The organism is Mucilaginibacter ginsenosidivorax (genome assembly GCF_007971525.1).
In the GTDB taxonomy this organism is placed as follows: domain Bacteria; phylum Bacteroidota; class Bacteroidia; order Sphingobacteriales; family Sphingobacteriaceae; genus Mucilaginibacter; species Mucilaginibacter ginsenosidivorax.
Window position 1 is genome coordinate 891,240 of record NZ_CP042437.1, and the last position, 18,580, is coordinate 909,819.

The following is an 18,580-nucleotide window of genomic DNA, read 5'->3' on the forward strand; positions in this document are numbered from 1 at the left end:
GTTTAAACTGGGTTTCCCATTCGTCTTTCCATCCGAAGGCAATGGTGGCCTGCGCTTTCCATGCTTGCGGAGGTCTGATTTCGAGCTCCGCGCACTGCAAATGTTTGAATAAAAAGAGCCCCAAATTTGAGGCCCTTCTCACCTATCTTTAAATTACAAATGAATTGTTGCCCGCTTTTAATATATATTGTTTTGCCTTCCACACCAATATACCGGTGGTTGTATGCGGTAAATTGATATTTATTTGCCATCGGCCTTTTTCAAATTTATAGCCGGCAAAAACCTTTCCGTTTGGATGGGGTATTTCGCCGCTGATGTGCTTCAAAGTGCCTAAATGGGGTTCTATCTTTATTTTGGCAAAACCCGGCGCGTAGCTATCAATACCTAAAACAGTCCTGAAAAACTCAATGTTGGGGCTTGCTCCCCATGCATGGCAATCTGACCGGGTAGTGTTAACATCAGAATACTCGGCCCAGGTAGTAAGGCCCATGGCTATATTTTGGCGGTAAATACCCAGCCAGTTCATGTAATCGTTACCCAAACCTGCCTTTACCAGCGCCTGGTTAAGGTAATATTTAAAGTAAACCGAGCATTGGGTTAAACTGGTGTCCTTAAGTAATCCTTTAGCCACTGCGGGTATGTTGGCGTTGCTCACCATGCCGGTAAGTATGGCCAACGCATTAACATGCTGCGAAAAACCTTTTCTTTCCTTTGTATCGGCATACAATTTTCTGCCGGCGTCCCAGTATTTGCTTTGTATGGTAGCCTTTAACTGGGCGGCCTTTTTGTTGTATAAAACGGCATAGTCATGCAAACCTATTTTGGCTTCCATGTCTGCCGCCCATTGGTATGCCCATAACAGTTGCAGGTCATAAATTGCGGCGCTGCCATCTTTACCTTTCACCTCGCCCCACATGTTACCGGCCCAATCAACAAACGCCCAGTACGGGGTATCTTTTAACGAGCCATCGGCCTGCTGGTATTTACTGAAAAAATCGAGTACGCCCCGTTCGCCCTGCAGCTTATTCCTAATAAAATCGTTATCGCCGCGGTACATCCAGTAATCATGCAACATGCAGATATACCATAAGGAGAACGTGGATATAACCTGCGTGCCTCTTGATGGGTAGCAACTGGCGGTTACGCCTTCGGGTAAGCGCGAGTGGTCCATCTGGTTAAGCGCATTGCGCGCCAGCCGGTTATCGCTGGTGTTGTAGTACGATATCATGGCCTGTATACGCGTATCGCCAATGTATTGCAGCTGCTCGTAATACGGGCAGTCGGTATAAGTTTCCCAGGCATTAAGCCTTACGGTGCGCCAGCCAATATCCAGCATCTGCTTCATTTCGGCATTATCTGTATTCAGTACCGATATGCGTTTAAAAGGATAACCCGTGAAGGTGCCGAACAGGTCATCAACTACCAGCGGGTCGTTTTTAGTTTGTACGATAAGCCTGATATAACGATACGTGCGAAAATTAAGCGTTGTGAATGACTGCCCCTGGCTGCCATCGCCAATCAGGCTGTCTATCCTTGCTACAAACTCCTTGCCCGCTACCTCATTCCGGTTACCTTTAATAACGCCCTTGCTGCCTTTGGCGTAAAGCGATTCGGCGTAGCCAAGCGATATGCCTGCATCCTTGCCGCCGCTAAAATTCAACGTTACATAGGCATTTGTTTCAAAAGTTTGATCGAGCACCAGGGTAGCCGTAGTATTTGCGGGAATGGTTAACGGCGTCTTTTTTTCCGGAAAGCCCGGCGCAACGGTTACACCATCTGCTCTTCGTAATTGAACAAGCCGCTGGTAGGTCATTTCCCTTGGCGGCAGCGACGATGGCACCAACGCCCATTCAATACCCCAGGCTGTGCCTTTAAGCCTGCCGTCGGCCACCTTACCTGCAGCAAACCAGGCGCTGTCATCATAATCCGCAGCTGTCCAGTCGCCTTTAACGGCCTGTCGCATATCTACCATCTCTCCCCTGCTGGCAGCAAAAAAATACCCCGGTACAGGCTGATGCCCTATATCGCGCATGCACTTCCAGGTATTGTTGGTGTTTAAAACCTCTTCCTTTGCCGAATTACCCTGTAAAATAAAGCCTGTGCGTACGCTTATTTGCGCCGCGGGGCTGTATTGGGCCTCATTCCAAACAAGCGCGGCTATGGTGTTTTTCCCTGCCGACAGGTACGGTGCCAGATCAACCGTTTCATAATTCCAATAATAGGTATCGCCCCGGGCCGGCCCTAATGATACCAGCTTGCCATTAACATACAATTTATAGCGGTTATCTGCCGATATGTGCACGATGAAAGTTGCCGGCTTACCTGCAATATCAATGTTTTTACGAAAGTAATAAATGCCGTAGTTTATGCCATTGTCGCCAGGCAAAGCTATCCAGGCTGCATTCCATTGCCTTGGGGCGGCATTGCTAACCGACGATTGCGCAACGGCGTACTTTGCCGGCAATAAGCCCAGGGCAAATACTATGGTAACAAAAAAAAGTTTCATTATGGTTTATCTGATTGGTTGAACAATAATATACATTTACCGCATAAAAAGCAAAATAAATCGTTTTAGCAATAAATTATATTTTTGGAAGGAAAACCGTTGCCGCTAACCATTGAACTGAGCCAATCGCCTTTAAACATTTAAAGTAGAAAAGGGAGTAAAAAAAGGAGGCTTATTTTGCGCAAAGACAGTAACTTAAGGAATAAACTGTTCATAAGCTGGGGGAATGTGCGATTCTCCTCTTGAGAGCTACTGCGTGTACACATCTTTTGGAAACGTACCAATAATAAAAAAAATGTCATTTCGAACGAACCGGGGAGGGCTTTGAGTGTTGGCGTGAGGAGAAATCCTATACGACATGCCTGCGAACCTGCGCGGTGCGATACAAATCGTATAAGATTTCTCTTTCGCTCTGCCGCACAACCCCACGCATGCTCTATCGAAATGACAATTTTCTTTACTTAGAGAGATGTGTACACAGTAGCTCTTGAGAGGGGTGGAGGGGTGTGTTATTCTACTCGGGCTTGTCGCTTGCATAACACACCCCTGCCCCGCTCTTTCCCGTCGCGCCCCCTCTTGAGAGGGGATTTTGAAACGCTTGCACTACATTAAATCCTTAGGTCAATCGCTATGCGCTCTTTGCGCGATAAAAATTACTGACTTAGTATCAGACGCGATATCGTTCAATGCAATTATATCATAGAAATCGCCGCCGAAATCTTAAAAACGATTATATTTTATTGATGGTGCGGTAAAATTCAGATGGCGTTTTTTAGCGACGAGTTCCTGATTTTTAAATCCGTTTTCAAGATAATCGATTGCAGCTTAGGCGATGATGAGCGGTCGTTCAGTTTTTCTAATAATACGGTTATCACATTATCGGCTATTTCCTCCACGGGTTGCGCTATGGCTGTTATAGGCGGCGAGTGAAGTTTAAACACATCGTAATCATCAAAGGAGATAACAGCTATATCGGTGGGTGCCTTAAGGCCCATTTCGTGCATGATCTTTAATCCGCAGGTGCCGATGTGGTTGGTGCCGAAAAGGATGGCATCTACGTCGGGATTGCCTTTAAAGAAATCGCGAAGCGGGCCCATAATCTGCTCTTCATCCTGGTTAAAGACGATCTCTTTCACAATCGTTGGCCTAAGTCCGTTGCTTTTCATAGCGTCCTGGTAACCCCTTACCCTATCCATCATTTGGGTTTGGTGCGATGCAAAGGTTACAAAGGCTATATTTTTGAAGCCTTGATCCATTAAATGCCTGGTGGCATTATAGGTACTGAAAAGATTATCAACCTCAATAACATCGGTTTTAACGCCGGGCAGGTGCCTGTCGAATAAAACCACGGGCATCCCATCTTTTATCAATGATTCGATATCCTCTTCTATCCCCTCAGGCGGAGCCATAATGTAGCCATCTACATGCCTGTCGCGAAACATGTTGATCAGGTCCTGGGTTTTGCTGGTATCATTATCGGTACTGCAATAAATAATTTTGTAGCCGTTTTTGTAGGCACGGTCTTCAATCAGGCGCGCTATACTGGCAAAGAAGGGGTTTGAGATATCTTCCACCATCAACCCAATGGTATTTGATTTGCCGGTTCGTAAACTTTTGGCCAGGGAGTTTGGCTTATACCCTACTTCGGCCACATATTTCATCACTTTTTCAACCAGGTCGGCACCTATACGTTTTTCCTGGGCCCGGCCGTTTAAAATAAATGATATCGTAGTTTTTGATACGTTTAACGCGTTCGCGATGTCAACGATAGATAATTTCTTTTTCACCCGTTTATATTAGTTATTTCAAATATCGGGGAATATATTAAATTATATGAGTTTAGCCAAAAGTTAATCGATTTATTTTGTTAGTAAATCGATTAACTGGAAAGGATTTGCCCGAAAAGTACAAATGAAATTGGCTATGCCGACCGCTTATTTAATTTTGGATAGCTAAAACCAAACGCAAATATAACAAGGTAACAAATAATAGGCAAATAATATGCAGTAGCAACGTTATGGTCTGCTATGCGGCCCATTAACAATGGAAAAACACCCCCGCCTACAACTCCCATTACGATAAACGAAGAGGCCTGTTGGGTTTTGCCCCCCATATCTTTTAAGCCGAGGCTGAAGATGGTAGGAAACATGATGCTGAAGAAGAAGTTAATCATAACTAATGCTATAAACGACGTAACTCCTAAATGTTGAGCAACAATTAAACACATAATAATATTACAAAGTGCAAAAATCCACAACACCTTGTTTGGCGACCATACATAACGCATTAAAAGTGTACCAATCAAACGGCCTAAGACCATCATAAAGATGCTTACCCCAAAAAAGTAACTTGCATCTGATGATTTATAACCCATAATGTTATGGCCATAGTTAATAAAGTAAGCCCATGTCCCCCCTTGTGCGCAGACATTAAAAAATTGTGCAACAGCGGCAAATACAAAATGCTTGTGCTGAAAAAGTTTCCTCTCAATATTCTCTGCTCCAGCAACTGCATAAGAATCATCTATCTCAACATGAGGATCAGCAAGTACAGGCACTTTTAAAAAGGAAAACGCAACAGCAATCAGGGCAATGACCACTCCAATTATTGTGTAGAGGTTTTTAACTGCAATCAAATCGTTGGAGTGTTCCTGCCCTCCTCTCAAAATAAAATATCCACCTATAAATGGTGCTATAATTCCCCCTACCCCATTAAAAAATTGCGAAAAGTTGATCCGCTGATCGCTGGTTCTTTGATCGCCTAATGAGGCAACAAACGGATGGGCTACTGTTTCAAGTGTAGCGAGGCCGCATGCTAAAATAAATAGTGCGAATCTGAAAAAGGTAAACGATTCTGCATTTGCGGCCGGGATAAACAAAAAAGCACCTATCGCATATAAACTTAGGCCTAAAAGCACTCCGTTCTTATAGCCAAACTTTTTCATAAACAAACCGGCAGGAATGCCCATTACAGCATATGCGCCAAAAAGCGATAATTGGACATATGCCGATCTTGATTTTGATATGTGCAAAACACTTTGAAAATGTTGATTTAAAGTATCTCCAAGCGTCATAGCCAAGCCCCAAAGGAAAAATAGCGAGGTTACGAATATTAAAACTACAAGGTACTTGCGTTCGGTAAATTTAGCGGTGTTGCTCATTATATGGGTTTAATCGGTTTTTCAATTGGCGGCCTCAAATTAATCGAAATGTTTTAAATTCCACAGCAGTAAATCGATTTATTTTAAAATCTTATTTTTTTATGAAATTGAAAGCATGCTAACATTTACTCTGCTTTAATAGCATCGTTATAAGGCTGTACCAATAATACAGGGCTATCGTTACCCAATACATCGGCGTCAAACTCTATTTTAATACTTTTCGACTCGCCCCGCATCAAACTAAAATAGTTATCGTTCATCAAGGCAGGTAATATCTGCTCGCAATTGCTTTTCCTCACTGCCTGTGCCCGTATAGCAAATGCTGCCGCCGGGGATGATGCCGGGTTGGTAATAGTGGCATTGATATAGTATTTACCATCGGCCTTAGTTATTTTCGAGGTTACTTTCAGGTTTACTTTGGGCAGGCTGTTAAGCGCGGTAAAATCGGTACGCTTGTTGCCGCGCCAGTAAAAGTTATCTGATACCAGTTTACCGGCTTTATCGGTTAGTTTCAGTTTAATAAAATGCACTTCGCTTAAACCGTTGCTTTTGGGCTCGCCGCCATACACTTCAAAATCCCAAAGCGAGTAGCCCCAGCCCGAGCCGCGGTGTATGCCCTGCATTTTTACATAGCGGGCTTTGGTTTCGTCGAACGTAAGCTGCTGTACGCCGGTGTGGCCATCTTCGGTATCATACACATCGCGCCATTGTTTGGCATCGTTTGATACCTGTATCTTGAATGCTTTGCCGTAAGCTTCTTCCCAGTTCAGTTTTACGCCATTCACTACCTGCTCGCTGCCCAGGTCAACATAAATCCACTCATTATCGTTTTGCCTGCTGGCCCAGCGGCTTCCGCTGTTGCCGTCGGTAGCCAAAGTGGCCTCCATATTTTCAAACGATGATGCTACTGTAGGTTTGTTCAGGGCTAAATTGTTGTGTTCCTCTTTAAAGTTGATGGTAAAGCAGTTTACCGCCGCGTTGGCAATGGCATCTACCTGTTTGGTTTGATGGTAGTCACTCACAGGACTCCCGTCGGTGTTATAAATGGCCACTTCGGCCGTCAGGTCATTCACATTACTACCTGTGGTGTTAATTACCTTAACCGAGTTATTTACCGGATTCCATTGGATATGCAGGGGCTCACAGGCTTTTTTAGCACCCCAGTAAGCCCCCGTGAGGTCGTAATAATAATCGTAGGTTTGCCATACCAGCGATGGGTAGGCCGATTGGCTCATCCAGGTCATGATGCCCGATGCATCTTCCCACATGTTATCTTCCCAGCCCTCGTACATGGCCTTATTGGTTTCTATGTTGAGCAGCTGCGCCTTGCGGCAATAATCCTGGATACCTGTTGCTGTGCCATAGCGCTTATTAATACCATCATCATACCTATCCGGCCCGGCATTGCCTGCCGATGGACCAAAGAAATGCAGGTTCCACATCTCGTTGCGGGGCCATAGTTTATCCTTAGGGATAAATTTTTTAAAGCTGTCGTAATTGGTAAAAACAGCAGTACCAATCTCGCTGCGGAGGCCCCAGCCTGGCGATCCGCCAAAACCATTCGGGAACCGGCTGAAATACCAGCGGGGATCAAAGTTAGTCCAAGGGCCGCTGCCGGTTAAGCTGCCGGCGTGCGAATTGGGTTGATAACGCCTGTCGCCCCCGTCGTAATTGCTGATATCTTCGGCCAGCCAGCCGTTTAATGGCGGCATGGGTGTGCCCTCGTTATCGCCGCACCAGATGGCAATAGATGGGTGATTGCGGAAACGTTTAATTTTCTCTATCGCGTTAACATTAAAATTATTGACATCATTAGGCAGGTTGGGGATAGAGTTGAGCCAAAAATCGTCCCAGATCATCATGCCGTATTTATCACAGGCATCATAAAATTCATCGTCGGTGGTCGATCCTATCCAATTGCGCACAATGTTGAAATTCATTTCGCGGTGCAGCTTTAGCTTGGTATCGTACTCGTTGCCGCGGCAGCGCAGCATGTACTCGGCCATGCCCCAGTTACCGCCTTTTAAAAATACTTTGGTTCCGTTCACAAAAACATGCAGCACATTGCCAACGGTATCGTAACTATATTTTTTGATGCCGAATTTGATGTTCTGGCTATCAGATACCTCGTCGCCCAGTTTAAGGCTTAGCTTGCAGGTGTATAAATTCGGCTCACCATAGCCGTTTGGCCACCATAGTTTGGGGCTGTTGATGGCTAACTGCTCAAAGCGTTTTTTATCCAGTTTAATTTCAGAGGTGGTGTTGGCCCCCACAAACACCTTTTGCGAAAACTCGATATTGCCCGGCTGAATAGTGCCTGTTAACAACCCGGTTTGAAATTTGGATGTACTGTTTTTTACACCGACCGCTACCGAGACATCGGCCCGCGCGTTGGTGGGCAAATCGGTGCGGATCCAGGGATCCTGCAAGGTGATACTACCCGTATTGCTCAAATATACCTTATCAGTTATGCCCGAATTTAATCCTGGTACATAAGGCATCCAATCCCAGCTGGCCGAGGGGATGTAGGTTGGGCTTGCATAATTAACCAAGGGGTTAACCGGGCAGTACACCAATACGGCTAAAACGTTAGCAGTGTTTTTACTCACCAACCCGGTAACATCAAAATTACCGCGCTGCATAAAGCCATCCAAAACACCAATTTGTTTGCCATTCAGGTAGATCTCAGCCTTGCGGTTGATCCCCTTAAAGTTTAGCCAGATCTTTTCTTTAGTATAACTTGCCGGGATGTTAAATTCGGTACGGTACCAAAAGTTGCGGTCGTATTTAGCTTTATCAACCTTGTAAATATTATCGCCAAAGTTGGGATCTTTCTCCAGCCCGGCAACCACGTAGGCATTAAAAACGGTACCCGGTACCACGCCTTTAACCCAACTGCCTGCATCGAAACCGGGTTTGTACATATTGGCGCTATCGGCGCCTACATCGGCCTGGGCTTTTACTTTCCAGCTGGTTTGCGGGTTGGCACTGCCGAGGTAAGTTATATTTTGTGCCGACGCCTGGGTGCAGGCGGCAACACAGATTATGAACATTGATCGCTTTAAAAAGGGGGAAAGATTAAATGGCATTATGAGGTGATGTTTAGTTTGAAAATAATATATCGCATGTCGGCGAGTCGACTCACCCCGACGAGGCTGCTCCCGTCGGCCCCTCTCTCCGCTTCGCGCATAGAGGGGCCGAAAAATGGGTTTACCCTCTTTGCGGCGCAGCCGGAGAGAGGGGCCGACGGGAGCAGCCTCGACCGGGTGAGTCGTAGCCTGCGTTCAACCGAAATGTTTGGGTAAACCCCAACATGTAAGGGATAACTTGTCGAAACACGCGGGCAAGAGCCTCTGCGCACGAGTTTTCGACAGGCTCAGACTGACAAGCCCACCCAACTCAACAACACAAAACACCGTGGTTAAACACGAAATAATAACGTTCATTTCCATTTAGTTTGATATATTTTTTGAAAGCGAAAACGGTTTATCCTCAGCTGCAAGGCCGCGGGTGGTGTTGGGCTTATCGCCCATTTCAAAGCGGAGGATACCGCCGGCCATAATATCGCTGTGTTTAATAAAATTGTGTGTATAAGGCTTGCCGTTGAGCGTTGCAGATTGGATGTACACGTTTTGCTTGCTGTTGTTATTGGCTTCGATGATGAACTTTTTACCGTCCTCCAGCGTGATGGTCATTTTTTTAAAGGCGGGGCTGCCTATTACATACTCATCAGTACCCGGGCAAACGCTGTAAATACCCGCCGCGCTTAGCACATACCACGACGACATCTGGCCTTCGTCCTCATCGCCGGGGTAGCCGTTTTCGCCGGCGTTGTACATTTTATCCATCACCTCGCGCAGGTGCTGCTGGGCTTTCCATGGCTGGCCGGCGTAGTTATATAGGTACAACAGGTGATGAATAGGCTCGTTACCCTGAGCGTACTGGCCCATTTTAAAGGCGGCCATTTCGGTCATCTCGTGAATTACCTGGCCGTAGCCGCCTACTTTAATAGTGCCGGGCTCGGTAAATACAGAATCGATCTTATCGGTAAAATTCTTGTCGCCGCCCATCAGGTTAATCAGTCCCTGTACATCCTGGAAAACCGACCAGGTCCAGTGCCAGGCATTGCCTTCGGTATAGGGGCCGCCCCAATCCATCGGGTCAAAAGGCTCTATCCAATTGCCTTTGGCATCTTTGGCCCGCATGAAGCGCGTTTTAGGGTCGAACAGGTTTTTGTAATTGTACATCTGCCGGCCAAATACGTTTTCATAGTAGGCATTACCTGTTTGTTTGGCCAACTGGTAGCCGCAAAAATCATCATAAGCAAATTCCAGTGTCCAGGCGGTTGAACCTAAGGTTTGCGGTGTGTAAGGCACGTACCCATCGGCAAAATACTCTTTCCAGCCGGGCCTGCCGTTAGCGCTGCCCCACGGGCCTTTGTTGGTAGCCTCGTGGTAGTAAGCTGCCAAAGCCTGCTTTGGATCAAAAGTGCGGATTCCCTTAACCCAGGCATCCGTCAATAACGATATGGAGTGGTTGCCGAGCATCCCCCCTGTTTCGGCGGGGAACGACCAGGCCGGCAGCCAGCCGCATTGCTGCTGGGCATCTAACAGGGCTTGCACATACTGCCCCTGCATTTTGGGATGGATGATGGTATTCAGCGGAAACTGCGCCCTGAAGGTATCCCAAAAGCCATTATCGGTATACATAAAACCCTCATGCGTTTTACCATCGTACGGACTGTAGTAATACGGCTTACCATCTTTACCGTACTCAAAAAACTGGTGCGAGAACAGGTTGGCATGGTACAAACAGCTGTAAAAGGTGGCCTTATCATCCTCGGTAGCGCCTTCAATTTTCATGCGGCCAAGCAGCGTATTCCAAACCGCATCTGCCGCTTTGCGGGTATCGTCGAAATTTTTGTATTTACCCAATTCGGTTTGCATGGTAAGTTCGGCCTGTTCGGGGCTGATGTAGGATGATGCTACTTTGGCCTGCACCGTTTCGCCATCCTTAAATTTGAGGTAAGCGCCAACGCCATCGCCTTCGGCAGTTAAGTTTTTGGGCGATAGCTGATCTTTTTTGTTTTCCCAGGTACCGTAAGCAGCAAAGGGTTTATCAAAGGTTATTACAAAGTAATTTTTAAAACCCTGCGGCGCCCAGCGGCAATTGTTAACCCAGCCTATGATCTTACGTTCGGCTGGTATTATCTTCACCATGCTCATTTTGGTGTAGCCATCCAGCACCAGGTAAGCGCCTTGCCCCTTAGGGAAGCTGAAGCGTAAATGTGCACCGCGTTCGGTAGGCGTCATTTCGGTGGTGATATTGTTATCCAGTTTTACTTTGTAGTAGCTGGGTTGGGCCGTTTCGTTTTCGTGTTTAAAGCCGGCAGCGCGTTTATCCTCATTAACCACCAAATTGCCGGTTACAGGCATCAACGAAAACACGGCATAATCATTAACCCATGAACTGCACTGGTGCGATTGCTGGAAACCACGGATGGTATTCTCAAAATACTGGTACTTCCATCCGTCGCCGTTTTTACCGGTTTGGGCCGTCCAGGTGTTCATGCCAAAAGGCAGCGCCGTGGCGGGGTAAGTGTTACCGTAACTAAACTCATACTTGGTGTTGGTACCCTGGCGGGTGTTTACGTATTTAACCAGGTTATCGTTTTGCGCAAACAGCGCGCTGGCCCATAAAAGCGCCGGAACGCATGTAAGTAACCGTATTTTCATTTGGTGTATATAATGTGGTTTATACCGGTGATGGATATCGGCATTTGATAAGCAAATATAATTAATAAATCGATTTAGCAAAAGATTAATTAAAAACCTTATTCTATTTGAATAAGGTTTTATAAAACAAATCGGCCACAAATTTATTCCCCTCGTCGTTCAGGTGCACGCCATCTTTGGTCAGGATGCCTTCGCCTTTGTTGGTGGGGTTATTTTTAACGTTATAATCATGAAACAGGGTGCGGAAATCAAAAAGGTCGCAATTGTTCTGTTTGGCCAGGTCGCGGATGATGTTGGAGTATCTGTTCAGGTCGCCGTCAAGTTCATTGCTGTAATCGGTTTTCTCGCCTACGCTGGCAGGGGTGCATATAAGCACTTTGATGTTTTTTGCCTGTAATTTTTTGATAAGCGCGGTGTAAAAACGGCCAAACTTATCCCAATCGGTACCGGTACCAAACATGCGCTTGTGCCATACATCGTTCACCCCTACCCAAATTACTACCACATCTGGATTTTTGGTTAATACATCATCTTCATAGCGGAGGTACAAATCATATATCTTATTACCGCCAATACCTGCCCCGGCAACTTCATAATCCTGCTCCTTTTTTTCGGCTTTAAGGCGTTGCTGAATCAGCGTGATAAAACCGTTGGGCTGCACCGCATACTCGGTAATGGAATCGCCAAAGAATACCACTTTGGTTGGCTTTTTAGTTTGAAAACTGCACAGCATGATGATGCCGGCAAACAGTAAGAATTTTTTCATTTGGGTTAGCTAAATTGATTTAGCGAATATATACTTTTGAGTTGCAAGTAGCAAGAATGAAAGTTGTTTTGCTTTATTTTTATCCGGGATAGAAATACGATTTTACGTTTTAAATATTTTTCACAACGTATGCTTTGAGTTTTCTCGTCCCCGCGGGGTCTCTCCAATGCTATTAAGTTAAGGGATTGACAAGTTGCTCCATCGGAGAAAAACATTTGTAGCACTTTGTAATTTAACAATTTTTGCGTGCCGTAGGTACGCCACATAAGTTCCGTACCTACGGCACGGAGCATTATTTTCTATTTTTTCTACAAATGTTATACCCCTACGGGGTTGAAACGCTTAACTTAATAGCATTGGAGAAACCCTGAAGCGACTGTAAAACATGGTTAACACATGTTAACCATGTTTTACACTTAACAAACTGATTAAAAACACTTAAGTGAAAATAAATCAAAATTATGTTAACCTTTGTTAACCATGTTTGCTTGCGTTGCGGCCATCTTAATAATTAAGGGGACAGTAGATTTTAAAAATCTTGATACTTGATACTAACTACTTGCTACTAATCTTCATCCTGATAAACCTTGGCCTGTACAGGTTGGGCTTCTTCATCAAATCGGGGATAAAATCAACAGAGTTAATGTTATAGCTAATCAGCAGTTCGCCGGGGGCGGATAGGCTTGGATGTGCTTTGGCGTTGTAAACTACAAAGGTTTTCTCTTCCAGGTCGGGTTTGCAATCCCATATCTTTATTACCGGGCCAAAAGGGCCGTACGGTGTCGCACCTATCCGCATACCCACATTGGTACTCATCCCTCCTACCTGGAAAATGAGGGCATAACGACCGTCAGGCAGCGCGGTGAGGCTTAGCTCATTAGATACACTATTGGTAACATCGGCTACCTTGTTCATGTCTTTTATCCAGTTGGCGCCATCGTAAAAAGTCCACCTGTCAAACTTTTCAAAATCTTTAGGTAACACGCGGGCCACCATCAAATTTTTGCCGATGCCGCGCACCCCGTAAACGTAAACGTAACCATCGGGTTTAGGTGCGCCGGCTTTTGTGGTATTTACATAAATACCGGCCCCGAACGACCCGATATCACCTTTTGCATCCGTGAGGTAAAAGGGCGTATCCATTTGCTTAAGGTCTTTATACGGCGGCTGCGATCTTGCGGGAATTTTTATCAGCGTGTTGCCAACCTCCCTGAACCCGAAGGCACCAGTGCCAACATTACGTACCCGGTAGCCAAAAATATAAATGGCATTATTCAATTCCTGGTTTACAAAACCATCGCCAAGCCAATAGTAATCGCCCGCGGCGGTTTGGGCAGTATGCGGAATGAACAAGGATTCGGCGGCGCCTGCCTTATCGGTATCCCAGGCAAACTTCATTTGGGCATCGGCAGGCTGGTTGCCAGTGAGAGCGGCCACCGAATTATGGATCATTTTAAAGCCCGGCACCATGGTACCGTTTTCTATTTTGCCAATCATCGAATCGCTGAAAATAAACAGGATCTTGTCGCTGACCTTCGCCTGCTTATTTTCTACTCCGTTTAACGGGATAGTATAAATCCCGTCGCCTCCAAACCAACCTGCTTCTCGCTTTAGCAGGCTGCTCCATTCGGGTGCCGCCTCAACAGTGAAATTAAGATCGGTAAGGTTTACCGTTTTACCATTGGTTTGTGCTATAGTTTGCAGATTTGCTGCAATGCAAAAAAACAAGGTGATAACTGCAAATTTTCTCATATAGTAATTCGATTAATACGGTTTACAACCTACGTTGCGGGCTGTAGCTTGCCCGTTTTTTTAGTTTTTATAATTAAACATACAAAGCCAACCAGGCCGCCAATTACCATTAATAAACCAATGTAGCCGGCCTGGGTAAAGTTCATTCCCCAAATTTGATATTTGGGGTTAATGCGGATCAGTTCGATCAAAAACCTTTCGCCGCCGTTGAGCATAAGGTATAAAAAGAACATGAAACCGGGTTTAATAATCTTATTCCTGAACACCCACATCAGCGCAAAAAAAAGCAGGCATATAGTAGCCTCGTAAAAGGGTGTGGGATAAACGCCATGTACCAGTTGGTTGCAATAATTGCCGGCACAATCTGGTATTGGAAGGCCCGCGTTAATGGCATTGTGCGGATAGGTGAACGACCACATCCACCCTGGTATAAAACCCGGCTTAGGATGGTTATTGGCAATACCCCAGTCGCCATCGCCGGCAAGCTGGCAACCTATACGGCCAATGCCATAAGCCAGCATCATACCCGGCGAACCGATGTCGGCCAAATGCACCAGCTTCATGCCTTTTTTATGGCCAATGTACAGGTAAGTTAAAGCGCCAAATATCAATCCCCCGTAGTAAGAAAAGCCGCGCACGTTGAATAAGGTCCCCATAGGGTCGTACCTGAAATTGCTCCAATGTTCTACCGTGTCAAATAACTTGGCGCCAATAAAGCCAAAAAAACCTACCGAAAAAACAATAAGCCCCATCAGCTGGTAAAGATGAACCGTTTGCACCTCGACTTTAGGCTGTTCCAGCTCCTTTTCCTTTTTATCTACATAAACCCATAAACCAAATACAGCACCGGTGAGTATGGCCATAACCAGGTTGCCTTTAAGCGACAGCAGGTACCCTTGCGGATTGGCGCTAAACACCGTATAGTTAAACATAGCCCCAAAGGCCTTGAAGCCTAATAAAAAGCCGAGAATGGAGTTGATACCGATTTCGGCAACAGATGCCCGTTCTCCTACCACTACGTTACGGGTAAACGCTTTAATCTTGCCCAGGGCTTCGTACCGTTTAAACTCCGAGCTAAATACAATATACGATAACAAAAAAGACAATGCCACAAACAAGCCCAGCGTTTGAACAGGAAACGTAAAATTGATGCCGAACAGGTAATAAATGAGGTGGCCTATAGTTGGAAACATTGCACTAATTTACTTATTAAATGATTCCATAACCAAAATAAAAGGCTGTCATGCTGAGGAACGAAGCATCTATTCGCGAACTTTTCTATCGGTCATGCACAGCCGATAGATCCTTCGTGCCTCAGGATGACAGGAAAATTGGATATATCATGGCGGCAGATTGCACACCGGCCACTACTCACCCCGGCTACGCTGCGCTGGCCGACCCTCTCTCCGGCTGCGCCGCAAAGAGGGTATCAACATATTTTTTTCAAGCCCTCTTTGCAACGAAGTTGGAGAGAGGGCCGACGGGCGTAGCCGAGTCGGGGTGAGTCTTCGCCGACATGCCCCACCCCTCATTGTTAAAACCCGGCCTGGATACCAATATTAAGCACCCGTTGGTTAATGTATGCGTCGCCTGCGGTATTGGTGGCTACCTCAGGATCCTGCTGGTATTTTTTAAAGTTTGTCCATGTAAACAGGTTGTATGCGCTTAAGTAAATACGGGCATTATTAATTTTAAATGGCAGCAATTTGGTAGGCAGCTGGTAACCCACGTCAATTGTTTTTAAGCGGATATAATGCGCGTTAATAAGCCAGTAATCCGAGAAGTAAGATGTAGGGCTGTTAACCGATGTAGGGTTGGTGGTTAACCTCGGGAAGTTGGCGGTACCTGCAGTTGCCGGTGTCCAGCGTTCCTGGTGGATGGGCTGAAACTGGCTCTGAAACGGCTCGATACCGGTGCCCAGCACCGCGAAGCTATAGTTAAACGAACCGGCAAACAGCGCACTGATGCTAAACCCTTTATACACCGCCTGCAACGACAAGCCCAGCGATGTATTAGGCAAATTAGGATTGCCAATTGCACGTTTATCAAACACATTGATGATACCATCGCCGTTCAAATCCTGGTAACGCAGGTCGCCGGGTTGCAGCGGCAGGCCGTTATCGGGCACGGCTATAGGGTTACCCGCGTTTGATCCGCCGTGAGCGGCCTGGTAGGCGTTGATGGCCGATATATCATTAGCCGTGTAGTAACCCAGGTAATGGTAGCCAAACTGCTGCCCTATTGGTTTGCCGGTTGAAGCCAGCCACGGATAGGCAGGCGATGCCTCATCTTGGAACAGAATTTTGTTTTTGGCGTATGAAAATACCAGGCCTACATTGTATTGTACTTTTCCTAATGTACTGTGGTATGATATCTGCCCGTCGAAACCCTGGTTGCGGGTTTTACCAATGTTTACCGCTGGTAAGGCTACACCAATAATTTCGGGCACACTACCCGGAACAATCAGCTGATCGTAGCGGATATCGTGGAAAAAGTCGATAGTGGCCGAGATCTTATCGTTAAATAAGTTCATATCCAAACCTACGTCGGTTTTTTTGGCGCGCTCCCAAACTACATTGGGATTACTAAGGGCATCTTCGTAAATAGTGCCGTAGCCCTGTGGCGTTTCGTTAAAATAATAGCCACCGCCCTGTTTATAAACCTGGTTGTACACGTACCGGTTACCTGGCGCAGCATCTGAGCCTACCAGGCCATAGCTACCTCTTATTTTGAACAGGCTAAACACCGGGAACTTATCAGTAAAAAACTTCTCTTTCACCAGGTTGTACCCTACGCTTATAGCCGGGAAATACCCAAACCGGTGATTGGCTGCAAACCTATCGGTACCGTTGTAAGCAATATTAAACTCCAACAGGTATTTCTGCTTATAATCGTACCCTAACTTGCCGGATATGCCCTGGAATTTTTGCGGCACCGCAACCAGCGAGGCATCCAGCAGCGACTGCGCATTGTAGGTTTGTGATGTTTGGTTAAACAACAGCAAGCCGGTTACATGGTGCGAGTTGCTAAAATTATGATCGTAGTTGGCATATAGCTGTACATCATAGTTGTTGCTGTTGATATCAGTATTACCCGTAAGCGCGTAAGGTGTATATACATAAGTGGCACCCGGCCTTAAAGCATATTGATTAGTTGTTGGATCAAAGTGATAAGCCGGGATACCGCCATTAAAAATTTGCTTGGTAAACTGCTCAATGCTGGAGTAAGCAACCCTGCCGGTTAATGATAAACCTTCGGTTAACGCATCCAGTTTCTGGGTAGCACCGAACAGGAAGTTAAAGTCGGTACGGCGCGAGTGCTGGTAGCCACCGGTTGCCAGCCTGGCATTCAGCGTTGGCAAATGCTCGGGGTTAAACGGCGAGTAAGCATAAGAGTACGAACCATTGGGGTTGATGTAGGGCGCGGTAAATGGCGTCTCTTTGGTAAAATTATAGATCTCGCCCACGGCATTCTCGTTATAAGGCTGATTCAAGTCAGAAAAACGGGTGGTTACATCTAAACGAAGGTCTAACGTTTTGTTGGCTTTTAAATCGAGATTGGAGCGGAAGTTATACCTGTTGAAATAATAGTTGGTGTTTACCAAACTCTGCGGATCGGCAAAGTCACGCACCAATCCATTTTGTTTCAGGATACCACCAGAGATAAAATACTTAAGCGCGTTGTTACCGCCCGATATATCCAGGTTGGTATTGGCCTGGTAGGTATTTTTCTTGAATATTTTGTTATACCAGTCGACATCCGGGTGCCCGTAAGGGTCGTCGCCGGCCTTAAAATGGTCAATATCTGCCTGCGTGAATGGTTTGTTAAGCCCATCGTTACCGTAGGCTTCGTTAATTAATACTGCCGAGTTGTATGAATCTAAAAAGGTTGGCGTTTTGGTAGGCGCCTGCAAGCCGGTCTCGACCCTTAAATTTACTTTTGGCGCTCCGCTTTTACCACGACGGGTAGTTACCACCAATACACCATTGGCACCTTTAATACCGTAAATAGCCGTGGTTGAGGCATCTTTTAATATCGAGATACTTTCAATTTCGTTTACGTTGATCTGCTGCAGCTGGTCGTAACTATACTGAATATCATCAACAATAATTAAGGGCTGGTTACCTGCGGGGTTTAATGAACTTACGCCACGGATATAAAAGTCAGATGCATCTTTACCCGGCTGGCCCGATGCCTGCTGCGAGAAAAAGCCCGGCAATTTACCGGTTAAAGCATTCTGCACGTTAGCCGTTGGCACAGTACGTATATCAGCCGCCGAAATGGAACTTACAGCGCCGGTATTGGTAGGCCTCGATCTTTTGCCATAACCTACTACTGCAACCTCATCTAAACCGTTGCTGTTGGTTTGCAGGATAATATCGGCTGTGTTGCCATCCTTAAACGTATAGGCCTGCGGTATATAACCGATGAATTTAACAATGATAGTGTTTGACTGCCCTTTAAGTATAAGGCTAAATTTACCGTTGCCATTGGTAATTACCCCGTTGGTTGGCAATCCTTTTTCAACCACTGATGCGCCCGGCAAAGCGCCGGTAAGGTCGCGCACGGTACCGGTTACGGTTTTGTTTTGCGCAAATACCACCACCGGGAGCATGGCTATTATTATTTGAAAGAAAAGTATGAATTTTCTCATAACTGCT

The 18,580-nt window shown here is 45.9% G+C and carries 9 protein-coding genes; all 9 read right to left on the reverse strand.

Annotated elements, in window-relative coordinates:
- Positions 1 to 148: 148 nt before the first annotated feature.
- The 9 genes from FSB76_RS03715 to FSB76_RS03755 all read right to left on the reverse strand — a co-directional run bounded on the left by FSB76_RS03715 (position 149) and on the right by FSB76_RS03755 (position 18,573).
- Positions 149 to 2,506 carry an alpha-L-rhamnosidase-related protein gene (locus FSB76_RS03715; protein WP_147052251.1) on the reverse strand — a complete coding sequence of 786 codons (2,358 nt, stop codon included), beginning with the start codon at positions 2,504 to 2,506 and terminating at the stop codon, positions 149 to 151.
- A 758-nt stretch (positions 2,507 to 3,264) separates the two neighbouring features.
- Positions 3,265 to 4,293 carry a LacI family DNA-binding transcriptional regulator gene (locus FSB76_RS03720; RefSeq protein WP_147052252.1) on the reverse strand — a complete coding sequence of 343 codons (1,029 nt, stop codon included), beginning with the start codon at positions 4,291 to 4,293 and terminating at the stop codon, positions 3,265 to 3,267.
- 134 nt (positions 4,294 to 4,427) lie between these two features.
- Positions 4,428 to 5,666, reverse strand: coding sequence for an L-fucose:H+ symporter permease (fucP, locus tag FSB76_RS03725; protein ID WP_147052253.1), 1,239 nt, complete (start codon positions 5,664 to 5,666; stop codon positions 4,428 to 4,430).
- A 125-nt stretch (positions 5,667 to 5,791) separates the two neighbouring features.
- The gene (locus FSB76_RS03730; RefSeq protein ID WP_225976408.1) at positions 5,792 to 8,719 is read right to left on the reverse strand and encodes a discoidin domain-containing protein; all 2,928 of its coding nucleotides are present in this window, start codon (positions 8,717 to 8,719) and stop codon (positions 5,792 to 5,794) included.
- A 399-nt stretch (positions 8,720 to 9,118) separates the two neighbouring features.
- Positions 9,119 to 11,401: a GH92 family glycosyl hydrolase gene (locus FSB76_RS03735; RefSeq protein ID WP_147052255.1), complete on the reverse strand. Its 2,283-nt coding sequence runs from the start codon at positions 11,399 to 11,401 to the stop codon at positions 9,119 to 9,121.
- Positions 11,402 to 11,504: 103 nt separating this feature from the next.
- Entirely contained in the window at positions 11,505 to 12,167 is a 663-nt protein-coding gene (locus tag FSB76_RS03740) for an SGNH/GDSL hydrolase family protein (RefSeq protein ID WP_147052256.1), read from the reverse strand.
- A 555-nt stretch (positions 12,168 to 12,722) separates the two neighbouring features.
- Positions 12,723 to 13,919 (reverse strand): DUF4185 domain-containing protein, encoded by a 1,197-nt coding sequence (locus FSB76_RS03745; RefSeq protein WP_147052257.1) that lies wholly within the window; start codon positions 13,917 to 13,919, stop codon positions 12,723 to 12,725.
- 29 nt (positions 13,920 to 13,948) lie between these two features.
- Entirely contained in the window at positions 13,949 to 15,112 is a 1,164-nt protein-coding gene (locus FSB76_RS03750; RefSeq protein WP_147052258.1) for a prolipoprotein diacylglyceryl transferase, read from the reverse strand.
- Between the two features lie 341 nt (positions 15,113 to 15,453).
- Entirely contained in the window at positions 15,454 to 18,573 is a 3,120-nt protein-coding gene (locus tag FSB76_RS03755) for a SusC/RagA family TonB-linked outer membrane protein (protein ID WP_147052259.1), read from the reverse strand.
- Positions 18,574 to 18,580 lie beyond the last annotated feature (7 nt).

Excerpts from the sequence above, each read along its gene's own strand:
- FSB76_RS03745 (WP_147052257.1), bottom strand. The coding sequence starts at position 13,919 with ATGAGAAAATTTGCAGTTATCACCTTGTTTTTTTGCATTGCAGCAAAT.
- FSB76_RS03735 (WP_147052255.1), bottom strand. The coding sequence starts at position 11,401 with ATGAAAATACGGTTACTTACATGCGTTCCGGCGCTTTTATGGGCCAGC.
- fucP (WP_147052253.1), bottom strand. The coding sequence starts at position 5,666 with ATGAGCAACACCGCTAAATTTACCGAACGCAAGTACCTTGTAGTTTTA.
- FSB76_RS03740 (WP_147052256.1), bottom strand. The coding sequence starts at position 12,167 with ATGAAAAAATTCTTACTGTTTGCCGGCATCATCATGCTGTGCAGTTTT.
- FSB76_RS03755 (WP_147052259.1), bottom strand. The coding sequence starts at position 18,573 with ATGAGAAAATTCATACTTTTCTTTCAAATAATAATAGCCATGCTCCCG.
- FSB76_RS03715 (WP_147052251.1), bottom strand. The coding sequence starts at position 2,506 with ATGAAACTTTTTTTTGTTACCATAGTATTTGCCCTGGGCTTATTGCCG.
- FSB76_RS03750 (WP_147052258.1), bottom strand. The coding sequence starts at position 15,112 with ATGTTTCCAACTATAGGCCACCTCATTTATTACCTGTTCGGCATCAAT.
- FSB76_RS03730 (WP_225976408.1), bottom strand. The coding sequence starts at position 8,719 with ATGTTCATAATCTGTGTTGCCGCCTGCACCCAGGCGTCGGCACAAAAT.